At 29.0% G+C, this 15,217-nt stretch carries 13 protein-coding genes, 4 tRNA genes and 1 pseudogene; 11 read left to right on the top strand and 7 right to left on the bottom strand.

Features of this window, described 5'->3' with window-relative positions; translation table 11 throughout:
- Window positions 1-205: 205 nt before the first annotated feature.
- From ACJAX4_RS15210 to ACJAX4_RS15200, 3 genes are all read left to right on the top strand, one after another.
- Window positions 206-296, top strand: a tRNA-Ser gene (locus ACJAX4_RS15210).
- A 32-nt stretch (window positions 297-328) separates the two neighbouring features.
- Window positions 329-419: transfer RNA gene (locus ACJAX4_RS15205), tRNA-Ser, on the top strand.
- A 114-nt stretch (window positions 420-533) separates the two neighbouring features.
- A tRNA-Arg gene (locus ACJAX4_RS15200) sits at window positions 534-610 on the top strand.
- A gap of 279 nt (window positions 611-889) precedes the next feature.
- On the opposite strand, the gene ACJAX4_RS15195 is transcribed toward ACJAX4_RS15200, so the two are convergent.
- A complete protein-coding gene (locus ACJAX4_RS15195) occupies window positions 890-1,099 on the bottom strand; it encodes a hypothetical protein (protein WP_435790303.1) in 210 nt (69 codons plus the stop codon).
- An 822-nt stretch (window positions 1,100-1,921) separates the two neighbouring features.
- Between ACJAX4_RS15195 and ACJAX4_RS15190 the strand changes: the two genes are divergently transcribed.
- Window positions 1,922-2,224: a putative quinol monooxygenase gene (locus ACJAX4_RS15190; RefSeq protein ID WP_435790302.1), complete on the top strand. Its 303-nt coding sequence runs from the start codon at window positions 1,922-1,924 to the stop codon at window positions 2,222-2,224.
- 359 nt (window positions 2,225-2,583) lie between these two features.
- Here the strand turns inward: ACJAX4_RS15190 and ACJAX4_RS15185 are convergent.
- Window positions 2,584-3,627 (bottom strand): annotated as a pseudogene (locus ACJAX4_RS15185) (PocR ligand-binding domain-containing protein).
- A gap of 29 nt (window positions 3,628-3,656) precedes the next feature.
- Complete coding sequence (locus ACJAX4_RS15180) at window positions 3,657-4,115, bottom strand: chemotaxis protein CheW (protein ID WP_435790301.1); 459 nt, start codon at window positions 4,113-4,115, stop codon at window positions 3,657-3,659.
- A 645-nt stretch (window positions 4,116-4,760) separates the two neighbouring features.
- Between ACJAX4_RS15180 and rfbD the strand changes: the two genes are divergently transcribed.
- The 4 genes from rfbD to ACJAX4_RS15160 all read left to right on the top strand — a co-directional run bounded on the left by rfbD (window position 4,761) and on the right by ACJAX4_RS15160 (window position 9,194).
- Window positions 4,761-5,594 carry a dTDP-4-dehydrorhamnose reductase gene (gene rfbD, locus ACJAX4_RS15175; RefSeq protein ID WP_435790300.1) on the top strand — a complete coding sequence of 278 codons (834 nt, stop codon included), beginning with the start codon at window positions 4,761-4,763 and terminating at the stop codon, window positions 5,592-5,594.
- Window positions 5,595-5,802: 208 nt separating this feature from the next.
- On the top strand, window positions 5,803-5,997 hold the full coding sequence (locus tag ACJAX4_RS15170) for a hypothetical protein (protein ID WP_435790299.1): 195 nt from the start codon (window positions 5,803-5,805) through the stop codon (window positions 5,995-5,997).
- 595 nt (window positions 5,998-6,592) lie between these two features.
- Entirely contained in the window at window positions 6,593-8,308 is a 1,716-nt protein-coding gene (locus ACJAX4_RS15165) for a methyl-accepting chemotaxis protein (RefSeq protein WP_435790298.1), read from the top strand.
- A gap of 238 nt (window positions 8,309-8,546) precedes the next feature.
- Window positions 8,547-9,194, top strand: a complete 648-nt coding sequence (locus tag ACJAX4_RS15160) for a hypothetical protein (protein WP_435790297.1) — start codon at window positions 8,547-8,549, stop codon at window positions 9,192-9,194.
- Window positions 9,195-9,250: 56 nt separating this feature from the next.
- On the opposite strand, the gene sigK is transcribed toward ACJAX4_RS15160, so the two are convergent.
- Window positions 9,251-9,955, bottom strand: a complete 705-nt coding sequence (gene sigK, locus ACJAX4_RS15155; protein ID WP_435790296.1) for an RNA polymerase sporulation sigma factor SigK — start codon at window positions 9,953-9,955, stop codon at window positions 9,251-9,253.
- A 244-nt stretch (window positions 9,956-10,199) separates the two neighbouring features.
- On the opposite strand from sigK, the gene ACJAX4_RS15150 reads away from it, so the two are divergent.
- Entirely contained in the window at window positions 10,200-10,385 is a 186-nt protein-coding gene (locus tag ACJAX4_RS15150; RefSeq protein WP_435790295.1) for an alpha/beta-type small acid-soluble spore protein, read from the top strand.
- 109 nt (window positions 10,386-10,494) lie between these two features.
- Here the strand turns inward: ACJAX4_RS15150 and ACJAX4_RS15145 are convergent, their stop codons facing one another.
- The gene (locus ACJAX4_RS15145; RefSeq protein ID WP_435790294.1) at window positions 10,495-10,677 is read right to left on the bottom strand and encodes a hypothetical protein; all 183 of its coding nucleotides are present in this window, start codon (window positions 10,675-10,677) and stop codon (window positions 10,495-10,497) included.
- A 231-nt stretch (window positions 10,678-10,908) separates the two neighbouring features.
- Between ACJAX4_RS15145 and ACJAX4_RS15140 the strand changes: the two genes are divergently transcribed.
- Complete coding sequence (locus tag ACJAX4_RS15140) at window positions 10,909-12,180, top strand: methyl-accepting chemotaxis protein (RefSeq protein WP_435790293.1); 1,272 nt, start codon at window positions 10,909-10,911, stop codon at window positions 12,178-12,180.
- 18 nt (window positions 12,181-12,198) lie between these two features.
- Here ACJAX4_RS15140 and ACJAX4_RS15135 read toward each other — a convergent pair whose 3' ends face one another.
- A complete protein-coding gene (locus ACJAX4_RS15135; protein WP_435790292.1) occupies window positions 12,199-13,083 on the bottom strand; it encodes a phosphatidylserine decarboxylase in 885 nt (294 codons plus the stop codon).
- Window positions 13,084-13,109: 26 nt separating this feature from the next.
- A complete protein-coding gene (locus tag ACJAX4_RS15130; RefSeq protein ID WP_435790291.1) occupies window positions 13,110-14,711 on the bottom strand; it encodes an ABC1 kinase family protein in 1,602 nt (533 codons plus the stop codon).
- A 328-nt stretch (window positions 14,712-15,039) separates the two neighbouring features.
- Here ACJAX4_RS15130 and ACJAX4_RS15125 point away from each other — a divergent pair.
- Window positions 15,040-15,116 (top strand) — tRNA-Arg (locus tag ACJAX4_RS15125).
- The last annotated feature ends 101 nt before the right edge of the window (window positions 15,117-15,217 follow it).

The raw sequence follows: 15,217 nt of genomic DNA, 5'->3' as shown, positions 1-15,217 counted from the left end.
GTCAACCTTTCTGATTATGAACACCTCATTTATACATTCTTGTGAGGTATATTCTACACTATATTTTTGTAAATTTGGGACATAATCAAAAACGGTATACTAGGACATTATCATAAACGAATTATAAAAAAAACCATGTAATAAAAGAAATATATTGACATGCTATAAACATGCTGATATAATAAGCCTTGTCGTTAGAAAATACGGAGGGATGGTCGAGTTGGTTTAAGGCACCGGTCTTGAAAACCGACGAACGTGAAAGCGTTCCGTGGGTTCGAATCCCACTTCCTCCGCCATTTTTTTTATAAACGCATTTAAATAATGCTATGGAGAAATACTCAAGTGGCTAAAGAGGCGCCCCTGCTAAGGGTGTAGACTGGGAAACTGGTGCGAGGGTTCAAATCCCTCTTTCTCCGCCAAAAACATCTAACATTTGTTAGGTGTTTTTTAATTTATACTATACGAATTAAAAGATAGGAAAAATAAATCTTTACTATTAATATATAATATGTTAATATAATAATGATGTTTATGCGTTGGTAGCTCAGTTGGATAGAGTAGCTGGCTACGAACCAGTTGGCCGGGGGTTCGAATCCCTTCCTACGCACCATCACAAATGCAAGTACCTCAATAGTTTGGGGTACTTGTTATTTTTTTACTCTTTATTAAACAATTTTATAATAGCTAACAACTATTTTAATCTTTCTATAGTAGAAAAATATATTGTAATATAATCTTATTATATTAGCAACAGAGCTTGTACGTTTCACTTCCAAACTCTGTAAGGGATCAGCCACTTGGGAAAAATAGGATTTTATACCCTGTTTTTTTCTTACCCAACCAATAGCAATTTCAGTTGTTCCTTCTACAAATTCTCTTTTTAAATGACTTATACCTTTGGGTTCCTGTTTCTTTCCATTGTTCCACTGAACACTTCTTTACTGGCTGCTTGTCCGTAGATATTATCTTTTACATCCTTATGAGCTTTAAGATCTGATGGGATGAGTGAAAATGATCGATGCTGTGCCTTTAAATCACTGTACAACATCCATTTTTCAAATTTAAAAATTGTTGCTTGATCTTTGACATAATTAAGCACCACTTTTCTGTCATTATAAGTATCATCAATACTAACGTGTTGCTTAAATTTTTCAACTGTATCTTTAACTTTAACCGATATTTATGACAAATAACTCCACTCTTTTCTGGTACACATGAATATAAATATCCATAATCCTGTAATTAATAATACACTGAAAAATATGAAAAATTAACAAGAAACAGTTTTTATTTCTTATACTGCAACAAAAATTGTTTCAATTTATGTTGCTATCAGAAAATGAAATTATATATATTTGCATGAAAAATCAATATGAAACAAAGAAATTTAAGATGAAAGTCTTAGAAAGTATGGGAATGGGTATTAGCTTTACTCAGCAGGAATATGATTATGCTGTTTCAAATAATGTTTCTATTCCAAAGTCATTTTAATAGACCTAGAGCCTTTCTTATAAGCTCGTCTAATGAGCACCTTCAATGTTAAACCTCTATATTCTAAATCATGCTGTTCGCTCTGTATTCGTATATCCTTTGAGCAATACAATGATAGTATCAAGATCTAAATACTTCTGATAATTTGAATAAGTATCCAATTACGTTTTTAGAGCTATATATCAATACGTTCTTTAATGATTTTGAAAACATCACTAGATCTAATTTTTTTAATAGTGCTAGTTGTGCCTCAAGCAATTTTATTTTCATGACATTTGTTCTTTATAATTATTAGAGAAGGCATTTGAGAATCATCTATTTATTTTTATATGAAATTTACTTTGTTAATAGTATAATTAAGTAAATATATATGAAGTGTTAAAATGAACTTATATAAAATTTAAGGCAACTTAAAAAAAGGAGGATTTTAATGAATGAATGTCTATTAGTTAATGTTACTTATACAATAAAAGAAGGGAAAAGAGAAGAATTTTTTTATAAGGTAAATGAAATGGGAATTATTAAGGATTCAAGGCAAGAACCTGAAAATAACAAATATGAGTATTTTTTTTCAGTTGACTGCGAGGATAAATTATTTCTAATGGAAATGTGGGTGAATGATGTAGCTCAGGCAATGCACTGTAAGACAGAACATTACAAAAAATTGCAAGCATTGAAAGAAGAATATGTGATTGATGTAAGTATTGATAAATATAATATCATTAAGCGTTAAGTACCACTATGCTTATTTTATTTACGAAAAATTAAATTGTAATTAGTAAGTATCAGTCAGCGCTGTTAACAGAGGTCAATATCATTAAACGTAATTTGTTATATTCATATGATATAACAAATTACGTTTAAGTTACATTTTAAGAATCAAGATTTACCATATTTTAAATTAACGACCTAATATATTGTAGTATTTGATTCTTTCAAAGTAAGGTGTATTATTTTTATATTAATTATCTCTAGATATTTTGGATTCCGCAGCCGAAGCTTCTAGTTTTGTTTTGGGGTTCTACGCCTAAAATACCGGAATTTTAAATGAGTAATAATATTACTTAAACTCAATTAAATAGATTAGTAATATTATTTATTATTTGCCATTTCATTTAATGCGTCAGATAAAGTTGTAACTTCCATAAGATTAGCAGTAACCTCTTGGATTGCAGCTGATTGTTGTTCTGTAGTTTGAAGTGTAGCATGAGAAGTTTCAATAGTCTTATCAACTGATTGTTGTATTTTAGTTGTAAGAGCTAATATTTCAACAGCAGTTTCCTTCGAATTTTGAGATAAAGCCCTTATTTCAGTTGCAACTACCCCAAAACCTCTACCAGCATCTCCTGCTCTAGCAGCTTCTATAGCCGCATTTAATCCGAGCATTTTTGTCTCATCAGCTATACTTTTTATAGAATCAAGTATTGTATTTATATCTATCGATATACTTTTTACGTTAGCAATTTCATCACTTAAATTATGTTGATTATTTGTTACAGTTACTGAAGAAGCACTGAGCTCTTCCATAGTTGCAGATATTTGGCTAAAATTATCAGTAAGGGTTTGGGACATAGTACTTAGTTTAAGTTTTTCATAGCCTCATTGTGAAAGCGAATTTGCTACAAGATACAATACATCTGCAGCAGCTGTTACTTTTTGTTCAGTTGTTAAAGATATATTGTTAACTGCATCAATATAATCGTTTTCATTAACGCCAATTTCAGTTGCTGTTTTTCTAAATTGCGATTCTTCTGGAGGGGCAGTTAAAATTTGTCCCCCTAAAATGGTTCCTATTTGATAATCACCCACTAATATAGGTGCAGCAAAATCTATTAGTCCCGCATGACAGGTATATATATATGGTTTTCTAATTCTTGCAGCTTCTTCTCCACCTTTCTTATGTGACGCAGCACAACAATCATCTCCTATTTTTGTAGAATGTGTAAAATTAATACAAAAACTTGTATATGAACTTGGTTTAGTTATAGGAGTTCCAGATTTGTCCACAGTAACACTTGCAATAGTCATTGAAGTGGCAAAATCATCTTGAAAAGGTTGAAGTAATTTAGTATCAAGAACATCATTAATTTCAAGCGCAGTTACATCCAATTCACCATTTGCTAATTTTATAATCATTTAAAATTCCTCAAATACTTAATTTGAAATTATGATATTAACTCCTTTTTAAAATCGTATTTAAAAATTTCTGATTTCAGGTTTAAAATATCTAATAGTATAATTATTCTTTGGTCAATTATACTGATGCCTTGTATACTGTTTTGGCTAATGGTTATAATTTCAGAACTTAATTTCTGAATTGATTGTTCATCAATTCTAATAACTTCTGAAACATCATCAACAATAATACCGACAATCATGTTATCTAGTTCAATTATCAGTAGCCTACTATCAATTCCTCTATTAGATTGATCAATCCCAAATCTTTTTTTTAAATCTAAAACAGGAATGATTTTACCTCTTAGATTAATAACACCTTCAATGAATGAGGGGGTATTAGGTAATTGGGTGAATTTAGGTATGCGAATTATTTCTTGAGCATAAGAAATATCTATTGCGTATTCTTCTAATCCTAAATTAAATACAACTAGTTCACAATAACTCAAATTAATACAGCTCCTTTCATATATATAAAATGTGTAAACAACAAGGTTCCTATCATTCTGTTTATCGAAAATAAAAGCTAAACTCTTTAGTGTTTTTTTAAAAAAATTAATTTATATTCATATGATTATTTAAAAATGATCATATATTACTATTATATATTTTAAATTATTTATATTTATACAAAAAAATACAAAATCATACCTTGTTGATATGGGTTTACTACTTGTCTATAAAGATTATCTATAATCCTGATATAATCTCTGGCTGAATATAAACAGCTAACAACTATTTTTAATCTTTCTATAGTCAAAAGATATATATTCATATATTGGTACATAATATTATTATATAAAATAAATATAATGTGAGGTTAATAATATATGAAAAAACTAAAGTTGAAAGTTGGAATAGATAAAGGTAATTTAATAAAAGGTGACAAAACGATATTGGGTTGTGGCAAGAACTGTTAGTAAGGTTTATTAAACTTGTTTACAAATAAAGGGAAACAAAAAATATTGTAGAATATAATTATATAAATATAAAATTTTTCTATAGGAGTTTTTTAAGGTAAAGATTTGTATCATAGATTGAATTACTTTTATAATTCACAAACATATGAGTATTAGTAAGGGAGAGGATTAATTATGAATATATTAATTACAGGAGCTAATGGTCAGCTAGGTAGAGAATTAGCTAAGCAATATCAAAAGAAAAAAGGAATTAATTTAATACTTACGGATATATCAGAATTAGATATAACAAATGTAAGTAGCGTAAATAGTTTTGTAAGTTTAAATAAACCAGATGTAATTATAAATTGTGCTGCACTAACAGATGTCGAGAAGTGTGAGACAGAAATAGATATGGCATATATGATAAATACAATAGGACCTAAAAACTTAGCATCAGCTGCAAATCAAATTGGAGCTGAAATTATTCAAGTATCAACAGACTATGTTTTTGCTGGTAATGTTAATAAGTTATTGACAGAGTTTGACGAAGTGAATCCACAATCCATCTATGGAAAAACAAAGCTCGAGGGAGAAATATTAGTTAAGAACCTTAATTCTAAGCATTATATAGTAAGAACTGCATGGCTTTATGGAGATGGAGATAATTTTGTGAAAAACATGATAAAGTTAAGTGAAACTAATAAAATATTAAAAGTAGTTAATGACCAGAAGGGTACACCTACAAGCACAGTTGATTTAAGTAGAGTTATAATAAAACTTATAGAGGATAAGAATTATGGACTTTTTCATTGTACTTGCAAGGGAGAGTGCACATGGTATGAATTCACTAAAGAAATATTTAGGATTAAAGGGATTACTACAGAAGTTTCTCGTTGCAAAACCAGTGAATTTCCAAGACCAGTAAAAAGACCTGAATATTCAGTTCTTAGGAATTATATGCTAGAATTAACCACTGGCGATATAACTAGGAATTGGAAGGAAGCACTTAGTGAATATTTAAAATAAATAATGCAATGCAAGTCTATAATAGAGTAAAAACTTAATGAAGAGTCCAATATTATATCCGCGCCATAAACCAAATCAATTTTCAAAGATGGAAGATGCGAATAACGATTGAATTTAAAAAGCACAACAGCATCTCTTATTCAATTGTGGTATGAAAAATTTAAACAAGAGAGTATAATTTAAAATTAATATTAAAAAATTAAAGGAGGTGTTTAACATTAAAAATGATGAAGAAATAAAAGCTAGCAATGGAGAAGAAACCCCCGATTCTATAGACAAGACAGAGGCATTTCAAAATGATGGGATCAATGATTTTAATGAGGATAACTTGGTTCAAAATCTTAAAAACTATATAGACTGTAATGTAGATGGAATGGAATATAATGAAAATCTGAAAAAATGATACTAATATTTCATAGTTTATTAGGTCGGAATCTCAGAGGATTTTTAATTTGAGATCACTGGTATAAGAGGTAATAAAATTCACAACCAATTAATGGAATCTATGTAATAGACACTGAAAAAAAGTCTATTATATAGGCTCTTTTTTTGTACAATAAAATTAGAAAGGTTGTGAATACTATTAGTAAGGAATATTTACTAATGGCGAAATGATTATAAAGAATCTGGCTAGTTAGGTATTAGAGATACTAGGGAATTTGGTAGTGGACGTCCGCTTAAACGTGAATTAAGCATAAATGAAGTAATTGCAAAAAAAAGATGCTGAAGTTGAATATTTCTAAACAGTATATCATTTGTGCCAGCGATATAAATTTTTTTTATTTACAGAAAAGGTTTTTAATATAAATTGTCGAATATTAATATCAAGGAAATTAATATATGTTTTGAGTCTATTTAAAGAAGAAAATGTAAGGTTTTTGACATTGAATATTGAATTAGAATCAGAGCAAAATAGATTCAGTAATAATAGTAGTAGATAATTTTTCTTACAGGATATTAAATAATATATTATAGAAACAAAAAGGGGGAGCGCTAAATTGAATTTTTTTGTGAATTTGCGTGTAAAGAAAAAATTAATTATAGTATTTTCAGTAGTATGTATTTTTATAGTTTTAATTGGAGTAGTGGGGATATCAAATTCAGCAAAGATAAATGAGGGGTCTAAGTCCATATATAGTACGAATCTAATAGCTATTAAGGATTTAACAGCCATTAAAAGTAATTTGAACGACATCGGAGTTAATACGCTTAGACTTGTTTTTGAAAAAAACAGATCAAAATTAAGTCTTCATCTAAAAAATATAGGTGATTTGAAAAATAAAAATGCAATATTACAAAAGGAATATGAGAGTTTATACTCAAGTTCTGAAGAGCAAAAAATTTATGCTGATTTTAAAAATGACTTAATAAAATATACAGAACTAGAAACTAATCTAATCGAACTTGTTAACGCTAACAACTATACGAACGTAGTTAAACTTTATAATTCAAATATGGGACCAAAACAATTCGTTATGTTATTAAAATTAAAAGAATGTATTGAGCTGAATGAAGCAGCAGCCAAGCAGGCAAATTTAAATAATATCGAGCTGTTTAACATGACTAGAAATACAATTATGCTTTTTACAATTATTTCATTTTCAATTATAATTTTAATGGCTTTCATATTAACTAAAGATATAATGTACCCATTAAACAATATAAAAGATTTAGCCGGTAGGTTATCTACCTATAATTTCTCTACTCCAAGTATTAGTTCAAGAAAAGATGAATTTGGGCAAACGGGGAATGCGTTAAATACAGCACAAGAAAATATTAAAGAACTAGTAAAAATAATTATAGAAAATACACAAGATTTAAGTGCATCATCTGAAGAACTTTCAGCCACAGTCCAAGAATTATCTTCAAAAGTTACCATTATAGATGGAGCAATAGATACTATTGCCGGTGGGATGCAAGAGTCAAGTTGTACATCAGAGGATATAACTGCCTCTGTTGAAGAAGTAGATTCAACTATCAATGAGCTTTCGTCTAAAGCTATGGAAGGAAGTAACAATGCAAATCAGTTTAAAGAAAAGGCGACAGAAGTTAAAATTAATAGTCAAAATGCTATCGATACAACTAGACAAATACATGCTGAAAAACAAAAGAAGATGGAAAAAGCTATTATAGATGGGCAAGTAGTAGATAGTATAAAAGTTATGGCAAATACAATAGGAAGTATAGCGTCACAAACCAATTTGCTTGCATTAAATGCAGCAATAGAGGCAGCGAGAGCGGGAGAACATGGTAAAGGGTTCGCAGTGGTTGCAGATGAGGTAAGAAAACTAGCAGAGCAATCATCTGAGGCAGTAATAAATATTCAAGAAACTATTGTTAAGGTTCAGGGGGCATTTAAAAGCAGTATTGATACGGGTAGGGAAATATTAGAATTTATAAATACACAGATAAATGAACAATTAAATGATTATGGAGAAACAGGCAATCAGTATTATAATGATTCGAATTTTGTAAGCAAAATGTCTGATGAAATTGCTGCTATGGCTGAGGAATTAACAGCCACAGTTGGACAAGTAAATCAAGCTGTTCAAGACATGACTGGGACATCACAAAAATCAAGTCAAGAATCAGAAACAATAAAAGAAAATATAAATGAAACATCAAAAGCCATAGAGCAAGTTGCATTAACGGCACAAAGCCAAGCTGAACTTGCACAAAAACTTAATGAGATGGTAAATAAATTTAAAGTTTAAGAAGAAGGAAATGCAACTAAAAGTTGATTTTTGTGTTGTGAAACGCTACATGTCAAGTAGACAGTGGGAGTTCACGATACAGGAGTCAATTTTTTTATCGCCAATTACACAATCATTAATAGAAAAAGACAAAAAAACATTTTCTCGAATTTTAAAAATATATGTTATGTTATACAAACAAAGAGGGCAACATATAGTAAACAATAAAAGTTGAATGAAAGAAGAGAGGTGTATAAAAATGGAAATTATAAATGGTATACTTAATAAAAAAACTCATAAGGTAATAAATGATTATAAAAATAGACTTCCTGAAGATATACATTACATTGATTCATATATAGATACAATCAAACTAGCATTAGTGAAGAACAATATAACTACTGTTGAATTATTTTATTCGTTTGAAGGTATGGAATTATTTGATAAGATAAAAAATGAAGATTCATCTAAGAACATTTTAGTTTTATACAACGGACATATTGATAACCTAATTGCAAAAGATGGATATATTAATGTGAATTACTCAAAACATGGTAATTACTCGTTGATTGCTTTTCAGCATCAATATATATATGAAGAATTATTTGGAGTTGAATTATGGAATGATGGAAGTTCAACACCTCAAAAGATACATACATTTAACTGCTACATAACAGAAAAAATAAATTATTTTGCAGGCATGAATTGTAGTGTTATGGGTATAGGTATAGGAAATATCAACAAGAAGCAGTATGAAAATTTAATGGAAGATTATTATAAAAAAGTTAAAACACCCAAAAGCAAATCAACCCAAGGTAAAGTTGCGGTATACACGGGCATTGCATCTACAATTGGGGCTGGATTGCTTATAGGTTTTAAAATATGGTCTAAAAAAGGTAAGAGATAATAAAAGATGAAGGAAGCATGCCCAGTAACTGTAATTGTTACTGGGCTATGTTCTTATTAAATTTTATTAGCATTTGTTAATTCTCTATTAAGTCGTTTTAATGCTCTCTTTTCAATTCTAGAAACATATGATCTGGAAATTCCTAAAATTAATGCGATTTCTCTTTGAGTTCGAGGAGGACCATCAGATAATCCATAACGCATTTGGATTATTATCTTTTCTCGATCTTTTAAAGTAAAGTTTATTTTATCATAAAGAGTTGTAATTAGCATTTTATTTTCTACTATCTTAAAAATAGAATCTTCATCACTACTCAATACATCCATAAAGGTTATCTCGTTTCCCTCTTTGTCAGTACCGATAGGATCATGCAGGGACATGTCCCCTTTGGTTTTTTTATTATTTCTAATGAGCATGAGTATCTCGTTTTCTATGCACCGTGCAGCATATGTGGCAAGTCTTACTCCCTTATTTATATCAAAGGCTTCAATCGCTTTAATGAGCCCCACAGTTCCAATAGATATGAGGTCATCTACATCTTTTCCTTGATAGGAATATTTTTTTACTATATGTGCAACTAGTCGCAAATTATGTTCAACGAGTATTCCTTTAGCTAGCAAATCTCCCTCCTTGAACTTTATTAAATAGGATTTTTCTTCTTCTTCGCATAATGGTTGTGGAAATGAAGTGCTACCAGTTATATAAGCTGTTAGAAATGTAACATTTCCGATTATATCTAATAAATAATTCATGAAAAACACAGAGGTTCCTCCTAAATAGAGCTACTTATATAATATGGTTTATTATATTTAAATTGCTTGTACAACAAATTTAAATTTTATAGAAGAATAATTTTACAATATATTTAAATGTTATACAAGATTACTTATAATGATTAAAGAAACTCTAATTCCCTTAATATCCTCAAACATCATACTATAAAATTTATAATTCTACATAAACTACTATCATAAAATAATTATTAAATAAAAGGAGGCAATTATTATGGCAAACAGAACATTAGTTCCACAAGCAAGAGAAGGTTTAAATAAGTTTAAAATGGAAGCAGCTAAAGAAGTTGGAGTTAATTTAACAGAGGGTTACAATGGAGATCTTACTTCTAGAGAAAATGGATCAGTAGGCGGACAAATGGTTAAGAAAATGGTAGAACAATACGAAAGAAATTTATAATTTCGTAAGAATATATTAATTATAAAAAAAGCATTAAAAATTAATCTGTTAAAGATTAGTTTTTAGTGCTTTTTTATTTTTGTAAATAAGATAAATCTTATATTTTATCTTATTTAGGTATAACCTTAATTTCACTAATATTTTTATCTATAGCATTCTCATTTAAATCATTTGTAACATTGGACAGATTATACATAATAGCCATCTCTGTATCTAAAACGCCGCTATTACTTTTATTAGCATCTAAGTTATTAATTGAATTTTTTGATTTTCCTAACTTTTTTTTATTCATTATTTTATTCTCCTTTTCAAAACAAAAATTACACTATATATATAAAGTGTATTAATAATAGTTTACCCATTTTATTATAAAGTATAATTTAATGTCATTTAATGATGGGTTGCAACATTATTTGCTTACAGAGTATGAATTATATGTTAATATAAGTACATGAATATTTTTGGGGTTAATAATAAAGTTCATAATATATTTAAACTGTGATTACATTTAAGGGGGAGCATCATGGCATCTAATAATATCAAAAAAGAAAACAATAATAGGCAAGGGATATCCATTAAAAAAAAGATACCAATTCTTATTGGAGTATTAGTAATTTTAAACATTGTTACAGCTTCTATTTTTACTAATATAATAGCTTCGATTGTGGGTTTATTTTCTATACTAATTGGTATAATTGTATCGAATATTATAGTGAATCCATTAATAAAAGTAACTTTACTTGTGGATAAGACTTCTAGATTGGATTTAAGCGATGACGTAGATATAGATAACTTAATTAAAACTAAGGATGAAATTGGAACTATATTTAGAGATATAATTAACATGAGAAAAACATTGAAAAATGTTATAAAAGATTTAATCGAGGCTTCGGACAATATAAATAACAATGCTTTTATTGTTGAAGATCTTACAAATATATTAAAAATAAAATCAGAAGAAAGTTCTTCTGAAACTGAAAGTTTATCAGCTGGGATGGAAGAAACAGCAGCTACAGCTCAGGAAATTTCTGCATCTTCAGGAGAGATGAGAAATATGGTTAATAATATAGTTGAGAAAGCGTCACAAGGTACAAATATAGCTGAGAAGATTGTTAAAAAAGCAATGGGTATTACTATGGGCACTGAAGGGTCTAAGCTAGATACTGATAAAGTTTATAATGATATAAAAACTGAGTTAGAAGTTGCAATAGAGGATTCTAAAGCGGTTGAGGAAATACATAGTCTTGCATCTTCAATACTTCATATAACTAGCCAAACCAATTTATTGGCCCTAAATGCCGCTATCGAGGCAGCTAGGGCGGGAGAATCAGGAAGGGGTTTTGCAGTAGTAGCAGATGAGGTTAGAAAGCTGGCAGAACAATCTGGAGCTACAGCGGCTAATATTCAAAATGTAGTTAAAATTGTAAACACTTCAGTTAAAAATCTATCAAAAAGCTCTGCTAAAATGTTAGAGTTTATGGATGAAGAAATTTCACTTAATTATGAAATAATTATTGGTACGGGAAAAGAATACATGGATGATGCACAGGATTTCAATAAGTTTATGAACGAATTTGATGAAACAGCTCAGCATTTGAATACATCAATAAATGGAGTATCAATTGCCATAGATCAAGTAACTGGTACAGTTAATGAGGGTTCAGAAGGAATATTTAGCATATCCGACAAAAGTATTGACATAGTAAACAAGATGGAAGAAATAAAAAATACTATTAGTGGTAACAAGATTAGTGCTCAAAAATTAAGAGATATAACACTTAAATTTAAAATTTAAAAAAATAGGACTGAAAAGTTATTTTAGTCCTATTTTTTCGCCCATTAATACAGAGGTTTCAAAACCTAATTGTGTTTGAGCTATTATATCTTTATGGATGGTTACAACATCACTCTTAAAAAATAATATTACGGTAGAACCACCAAATTTGAAATATCCTTTTTCATCACCTTTTATAATCTTCGAGTCTGGTTTATAAGTTTGAATAATTGACCCTACACAAGTAGCACCAACCTCCATGTAAAGAACATCAGAAAAATTATCTGAATGAAATATACTCCACTCTCGTTTATTTTTACAAAAAAGCTTTTTGACATTTTTTAAAGCTATAGGATTTACAGAATAATAATGACCTTTTATTTTAGTTGTTTCTTCACAAATTCCGTCATCAAAAAAATGAAATCTATGATAATCAGTAGGACATAATCTAAAAATCAAGCAGGTTCCACCTTTATACAAATTGTATATTTCATTATTTTGAAGAAGTTCTTTAAGAGAATATGTAAAGCCTTTTATCTGAACTATATTATTCAAGTCAATATTTGCATATGCAGATATTTTACCGTCACAAGGGGATATTAATATTTCCTTTTCCTTAGGAATTATTCGAGCAGTTGGTTTTAAAGATCTTATAAAAAAATCATTAAAAGATGAGTACTGATCATAAGTCTTAGAATACATAGACATATCAATATTCAAAGTTTCAATAAAAGACCTGATTTTTCTAGAACTTATTTTTGTGTCGCAATACTGACCATACAACTTTGAAAAAAGTCTTTTTTTGAGAAGTAATTCAACTAGTCCAATTCCTGAAGGCGAGCAGTAAGACCAATTTAAATACTTTTCACCTGCTACATTTTCGATTTCATACTTATTCTCTTTTCTGTTGTAATATTTAATCATAAAAATACCTCATTTTACAATTTATTTTATAATTTCCCTGATTTCATTATAGAAATCATTAACCAAAAGCCCATAAAGGCTGCAGTAATAAAACCAGTTATACCAATAATTGATATATTATATAATTTAGGACCTATATTTGAATTTAAAATTGTAGAAGACCCTATAATCGTCGAAGAAATAATGAGAGCAAAAACTAAGCGATTTATGCCTTTATTTAATTCACTTATAGGGGTATTTAAATTTTTATGCTCTAGTTGTAGTTTAGCTCTTCCACTTATTAGACTATCAGATAATTCTATGATCTTTGATGGTAGTCTAGATGAGTCTTTAATAAATGAATATGAACGCATAAGTAGAGTGTTAAGATCTAAATGTGCTAATAGTGAAAATTTATTATTAGCTTTTACGTAAGGAATAGCGATGTCTATTATTTTTATATCAGGAGAGATACGTGATATTACACCTTCTAAAATCACAAGACCTCTTATTAAAAGCGTCAAATCACGAGGCAAACGTATATTGTTTTGTCTAGCTATGTCAAAGATGTCTGAAATCAAAACTGAGATTTGAATATTGTTTAAAGAAACTGAAAGATAATTTACTAAAAGATAATCTAGATCCTCATAGAGCTTATTTCTATCGACATATCCCTTTTTTATACCTATAGATAAAAGCGCTGAAATCATTTTATTTATATCATTAAAAGCAACGGCTGATATCATATTGTTTAGTGTTGTTTTTAGAGAAATTGAAAGGCTTCCTACAATTCCAAAATCTATAAAACAAATTTTGCCCTCGTATACAAATATATTCCCAGGATGTGGGTCGCCGTGAAAAAAACCATCTTCTAGCATTTGTTTTAAGTAAGATAATGCTAGTTTTTTACCTAAATCATCAAGATCATATTTGTCATGGAGTAGTCGTTTCATATCGTCTATTTTAAATCCATTAACTAGTTCCATAGTTAGTACTTTAGCACTGCATAGTTCCTCCACCACATAAGGTACATATATAAATGCTACATCTTTATTGAAATCTTCAAAGGTATTTATATTTTTAACTTCATTATTAAAATCAAGTTCAAGCTCAGTGATAAGCAGTATTTCATGTAGAGCTTCTTCTGGGTCAATCAGTGCATCAGAAAATCTTGCTTTTGTGAGTCTTATTATGCGAAGAAGTATGGAAATGTCGAGTTTCATATTTTCAGCAATATTTGGTCTTTGTATTTTTACTACCACTTCTCTTCCGTCTTTTAATATAGCTTTATGTACTTGAGAAATAGAGGCAGAGGCTAAAGGAGTTTCATAAAATTTTTCAAAACATTCCGTTGTTGACATGGAAAACTCATCAAAGAACATTTTGTTTACCGTTTCTATGTTTTCTGGAGCAACGCTATCTTGAAGTTTTGAAAGTTCTACGATATATTCGGGGGATAACAAATCTGGCCTAGTACTAAGTATTTGGCCGATTTTAATAAAAGTCGGTCCCAGATCTTCAAAGGCTTTCCTTAAATTTTCAGGGAGATTATTTTGTTTTTTAAATTTAGAGTTAACAATATATCCAAAACCGTAAGAGCCAAGGACTTTGATGATTTCTCTAAATCGATTGATAGAATTTAATTGCATTTTATACCTCACTTAAATCATTACCACCTGTGGTGAAATGTTGTATATAAATTTTAATATGGTTATTTATTTTAAAATCCTTTAGTTAGTATTATACAATATTTCATGTATTATAACTTTATTTATAAATAAATAACTTACTTTATAAATAAATACTTTAGGTGTTATTATTTATATGGGCTCACTCAAATCTTTTATTTGTAAGAAAATCTTAAACTTGTTTTACAATTACAGTTCATTTAAATAATCTTATAAATTTACGTTTTAATTAGCTACAGGTTGACATATTTATAAAAGTGTATTAGAATGTTTAAGTAGAATTGAATTTGCACCCGTAGCTCAGTTGGATAGAGCGTCCCCCTCCTAAGGGGAAGGCCGGAGGTTCGACTCCTCTCGTGTGCACCACAAACTAGCAAGGTAAAACTTTGCTAGTTTTTTTATTTGCTAGTGCATTGAAACTATAATATTAGAGAAGTATAATATAGATAATAATTATTAAACAGTAA

Origin of the sequence: Clostridium sp. (assembly GCF_051278035.1) — a bacterium.
GTDB lineage: Bacteria > Bacillota > Clostridia > Clostridiales > Clostridiaceae > Clostridium_AD.
The sequence above is the reverse complement of the archived record's forward strand: the minus strand, read 5'-3'. Positions and strand labels throughout refer to the sequence as shown.

What these genes read in the sequence shown, in the direction of transcription:
- ACJAX4_RS15160 (WP_435790297.1), top strand. Translation starts at nt 8,547, where the DNA reads ATGGAAATTATAAATGGTATACTTAATAAAAAAACTCATAAGGTAATA.
- ACJAX4_RS15150 (WP_435790295.1), top strand. Translation starts at nt 10,200, where the DNA reads ATGGCAAACAGAACATTAGTTCCACAAGCAAGAGAAGGTTTAAATAAG.
- ACJAX4_RS15190 (WP_435790302.1), top strand. Translation starts at nt 1,922, where the DNA reads ATGAATGAATGTCTATTAGTTAATGTTACTTATACAATAAAAGAAGGG.
- ACJAX4_RS15140 (WP_435790293.1), top strand. Translation starts at nt 10,909, where the DNA reads ATGGCATCTAATAATATCAAAAAAGAAAACAATAATAGGCAAGGGATA.
- rfbD (WP_435790300.1), top strand. Translation starts at nt 4,761, where the DNA reads ATGAATATATTAATTACAGGAGCTAATGGTCAGCTAGGTAGAGAATTA.
- ACJAX4_RS15135 (WP_435790292.1), bottom strand. Translation starts at nt 13,083, where the DNA reads ATGATTAAATATTACAACAGAAAAGAGAATAAGTATGAAATCGAAAAT.
- ACJAX4_RS15145 (WP_435790294.1), bottom strand. Translation starts at nt 10,677, where the DNA reads ATGAATAAAAAAAAGTTAGGAAAATCAAAAAATTCAATTAATAACTTA.
- ACJAX4_RS15130 (WP_435790291.1), bottom strand. Translation starts at nt 14,711, where the DNA reads ATGCAATTAAATTCTATCAATCGATTTAGAGAAATCATCAAAGTCCTT.